Source organism: Pseudomonas sp. 9.1(2019), from assembly GCF_009910445.1.
GTDB classification, from domain to species: Bacteria; Pseudomonadota; Gammaproteobacteria; order Pseudomonadales; family Pseudomonadaceae; genus Aquipseudomonas; species Aquipseudomonas paraversuta.
Genome location: NZ_VBWF01000030.1, coordinates 1 through 4,973 on the forward strand (window position 1 = coordinate 1; position 4,973 = coordinate 4,973).

2 rRNA genes are annotated in these 4,973 nt (G+C 50.7%); both read right to left on the reverse strand.

The window, feature by feature from the left end:
* Positions 1-35: 35 nt before the first annotated feature.
* Positions 36-2,929, reverse strand: a 23S ribosomal RNA gene (locus tag FEZ21_RS22435).
* Positions 2,930-3,253: 324 nt separating this feature from the next.
* Positions 3,254-4,790: ribosomal RNA gene (locus tag FEZ21_RS22440) — 16S ribosomal RNA — on the reverse strand.
* The 16S and 23S rRNA genes sit together here, the layout of an rRNA operon.
* Positions 4,791-4,973 lie beyond the last annotated feature (183 nt).

Genomic DNA, 4,973 nt, shown 5'->3' on the forward strand with positions numbered 1-4,973 from the left:
TCTTGTCTCTTCGACGCAAATTGCTTGGGTGTTATATGGTCAAGCCTCACGGGCAATTAGTATTGGTTAGCTCAACGCCTCACAGCGCTTACACACCCAACCTATCAACGTCGTAGTCTTCGACGGCCCTTTAGGGAACTCAAGGTTCCAGTGAGATCTCATCTTGAGGCAAGTTTCCCGCTTAGATGCTTTCAGCGGTTATCTTTCCCGAACATAGCTACCCGGCAATGCCACTGGCGTGACAACCGGAACACCAGAGGTTCGTCCACTCCGGTCCTCTCGTACTAGGAGCAGCCCCTCTCAAATCTCAAACGTCCACGGCAGATAGGGACCGAACTGTCTCACGACGTTCTAAACCCAGCTCGCGTACCACTTTAAATGGCGAACAGCCATACCCTTGGGACCGGCTTCAGCCCCAGGATGTGATGAGCCGACATCGAGGTGCCAAACACCGCCGTCGATATGAACTCTTGGGCGGTATCAGCCTGTTATCCCCGGAGTACCTTTTATCCGTTGAGCGATGGCCCTTCCATACAGAACCACCGGATCACTAAGACCTACTTTCGTACCTGCTCGACGTGTCTGTCTCGCAGTCAAGCGCGCTTTTGCCTTTATACTCTACGACCGATTTCCGACCGGTCTGAGCGCACCTTCGTACTCCTCCGTTACTCTTTAGGAGGAGACCGCCCCAGTCAAACTACCCACCATACACTGTCCTCGATCCGGATAACGGACCTGAGTTAGAACCTCAAAGTTGCCAGGGTGGTATTTCAAGGTTGGCTCCATGCAGACTGGCGTCCACACTTCAAAGCCTCCCACCTATCCTACACAAGCAAATTCAAAGTCCAGTGCAAAGCTATAGTAAAGGTTCACGGGGTCTTTCCGTCTAGCCGCGGATACACTGCATCTTCACAGCGATTTCAATTTCACTGAGTCTCGGGTGGAGACAGCGCCGCCATCGTTACGCCATTCGTGCAGGTCGGAACTTACCCGACAAGGAATTTCGCTACCTTAGGACCGTTATAGTTACGGCCGCCGTTTACCGGGGCTTCGATCAAGAGCTTCGCGTTAGCTAACCCCATCAATTAACCTTCCGGCACCGGGCAGGCGTCACACCCTATACGTCCACTTTCGTGTTTGCAGAGTGCTGTGTTTTTAATAAACAGTCGCAGCGGCCTGGTATCTTCGACCGGCGTGGGCTTACGCAGTAAATGCTTCACCCTCACCGGCGCACCTTCTCCCGAAGTTACGGTGCCATTTTGCCTAGTTCCTTCACCCGAGTTCTCTCAAGCGCCTTGGTATTCTCTACCCAACCACCTGTGTCGGTTTGGGGTACGGTTCCTGGTTACCTGAAGCTTAGAAGCTTTTCTTGGAAGCATGGCATCAACCACTTCGTTAACTAAAAGTTAACTCGTCATCAGCTCTCGGCCTTAGAATCCCGGATTTACCTAAGATTCCAGCCTACCACCTTAAACTTGGACAACCAACGCCAAGCTGGCCTAGCCTTCTCCGTCCCTCCATCGCAATAACCAGAAGTACAGGAATATTAACCTGTTTTCCATCGACTACGCTTTTCAGCCTCGCCTTAGGGACCGACTAACCCTGCGTCGATTAACGTTGCGCAGGAAACCTTGGTCTTTCGGCGTGGGTGTTTTTCACACCCATTATCGTTACTCATGTCAGCATTCGCACTTCTGATACCTCCAGCAAGCTTCTCAACTCACCTTCACAGGCTTACAGAACGCTCCTCTACCGCATCATCCTAAGATGATACCCGTAGCTTCGGTGTATGGTTTGAGCCCCGTTAAATCTTCCGCGCAGGCCGACTCGACTAGTGAGCTATTACGCTTTCTTTAAAGGGTGGCTGCTTCTAAGCCAACCTCCTAGCTGTCTAAGCCTTCCCACATCGTTTCCCACTTAACCATAACTTTGGGACCTTAGCTGACGGTCTGGGTTGTTTCCCTTTTCACGACGGACGTTAGCACCCGCCGTGTGTCTCCCATGCTCGGCACTTGTAGGTATTCGGAGTTTGCATCGGTTTGGTAAGCCGGGATGGCCCCCTAGCCGAAACAGTGCTCTACCCCCTACAGTGATACATGAGGCGCTACCTAAATAGCTTTCGAGGAGAACCAGCTATCTCCGAGCTTGATTAGCCTTTCACTCCGATCCACAGGTCATCCGCTAACTTTTCAACGGTAGTCGGTTCGGTCCTCCAGTTAGTGTTACCCAACCTTCAACCTGCCCATGGATAGATCGCCCGGTTTCGGGTCTATTCCCAGCGACTAGACGCCCTATTAAGACTCGCTTTCGCTACGCCTCCCCTATTCGGTTAAGCTTGCCACTGAAAATAAGTCGCTGACCCATTATACAAAAGGTACGCAGTCACCCAACAAAGTGGGCTCCCACTGCTTGTACGCATACGGTTTCAGGATCTATTTCACTCCCCTCTCCGGGGTTCTTTTCGCCTTTCCCTCACGGTACTAGTTCACTATCGGTCAGTCAGTAGTATTTAGCCTTGGAGGATGGTCCCCCCATATTCAGACAAAGTTTCTCGTGCTCCGTCCTACTCGATTTCACTGTAAAGATGTTTTCGCGTACAGGGCTATCACCCACTATGGCCGCACTTTCCAGAGCGTTCCGCTAACATCAATACAGCTTAAGGGCTGGTCCCCGTTCGCTCGCCACTACTAAGGGAATCTCGGTTGATTTCTTTTCCTCAGGGTACTTAGATGTTTCAGTTCCCCTGGTTCGCTTCTTAAGCCTATGTATTCAGCTTAAGATACCTAACTTATGTTAGGTGGGTTCCCCCATTCAGACATCTCCGGATCAAAGTCTGTTTGCCGACTCCCCGAAGCTTTTCGCAGGCTACCACGTCTTTCATCGCCTCTGACTGCCAAGGCATCCACCGTATGCGCTTCTTCACTTGACCATATAACCCCAAGCAATCTGGTTATACTATGAAGACGACATTCGCCGAAAATTCGCATGTTCAATTAAGAACGTTCACAAATTTTACCTTAGCCTGAATAAACACCAGTGAAAGTGCTATCCAGTCTAACTTTCTATTACATACCCAAATTTTTAAAGAACGATCTAATCAAAAGATCAGAAATCAACATTCACCACCATCTGATGGAATGTTCATTTCTAAGCTTTACGATAGAGAAGCCACGATTTAACGTTGCTTCTACCGTCTTCTTCAATGAATCAAGCAATTCGTGTGGGAACTTATGGAGCAGCTGATGTCGTCGATTAAGGAGGTGATCCAGCCGCAGGTTCCCCTACGGCTACCTTGTTACGACTTCACCCCAGTCATGAATCACACCGTGGTAACCGTCCTCCCGAGGGTTAGACTAGCTACTTCTGGTGCAACCCACTCCCATGGTGTGACGGGCGGTGTGTACAAGGCCCGGGAACGTATTCACCGTGACATTCTGATTCACGATTACTAGCGATTCCGACTTCACGCAGTCGAGTTGCAGACTGCGATCCGGACTACGATCGGTTTTATGGGATTAGCTCCACCTCGCGGCTTGGCAACCCTTTGTACCGACCATTGTAGCACGTGTGTAGCCCAGGCCGTAAGGGCCATGATGACTTGACGTCATCCCCACCTTCCTCCGGTTTGTCACCGGCAGTCTCCTTAGAGTGCCCACCATTACGTGCTGGTAACTAAGGACAAGGGTTGCGCTCGTTACGGGACTTAACCCAACATCTCACGACACGAGCTGACGACAGCCATGCAGCACCTGTCTCAATGTTCCCGAAGGCACCAATCTATCTCTAGAAAGTTCATTGGATGTCAAGGCCTGGTAAGGTTCTTCGCGTTGCTTCGAATTAAACCACATGCTCCACCGCTTGTGCGGGCCCCCGTCAATTCATTTGAGTTTTAACCTTGCGGCCGTACTCCCCAGGCGGTCAACTTAATGCGTTAGCTGCGCCACTAAGAGTTCAAGACTCCCAACGGCTAGTTGACATCGTTTACGGCGTGGACTACCAGGGTATCTAATCCTGTTTGCTCCCCACGCTTTCGCACCTCAGTGTCAGTATCAGTCCAGGTAGTCGCCTTCGCCACTGGTGTTCCTTCCTATATCTACGCATTTCACCGCTACACAGGAAATTCCACTACCCTCTACCATACTCTAGCTTGCCAGTTTTGGATGCAGTTCCCAGGTTGAGCCCGGGGATTTCACATTCAACTTAACAAACCACCTACGCGCGCTTTACGCCCAGTAATTCCGATTAACGCTTGCACCCTCTGTATTACCGCGGCTGCTGGCACAGAGTTAGCCGGTGCTTATTCTGTCGGTAACGTCAAAACACTAACGTATTAGGTTAATGCCCTTCCTCCCAACTTAAAGTGCTTTACAATCCGAAGACCTTCTTCACACACGCGGCATGGCTGGATCAGGCTTTCGCCCATTGTCCAATATTCCCCACTGCTGCCTCCCGTAGGAGTCTGGACCGTGTCTCAGTTCCAGTGTGACTGATCATCCTCTCAGACCAGTTACGGATCGTAGCCTTGGTGAGCCATTACCTCACCAACTAGCTAATCCGACCTAGGCTCATCTGATAGCGCAAGGCCCGAAGGTCCCCTGCTTTCTCCCGTAGGACGTATGCGGTATTAGCGTCCGTTTCCGAACGTTATCCCCCACTACCAGGCAGATTCCTAGGTATTACTCACCCGTCCGCCGCTCTCAAGAGGTGCAAGCACCTCTCTACCGCTCGACTTGCATGTGTTAGGCCTGCCGCCAGCGTTCAATCTGAGCCATGATCAAACTCTTCAGTTCAAACATCTTTGGGTTTTTAAGAAACCCTAAACTTGGCTCAGCAATCGTTGGTTACATCTTTGATTTCTCGCGGAGTAACTTGTGATGCTGATAATCTTGTTGACTATCAGTCTGACTCCACAAGCACCCACACGAATTGCTTGATTCAGTTGTTAAAGAGCGGTTGGTTGCGCTTTCGATCTC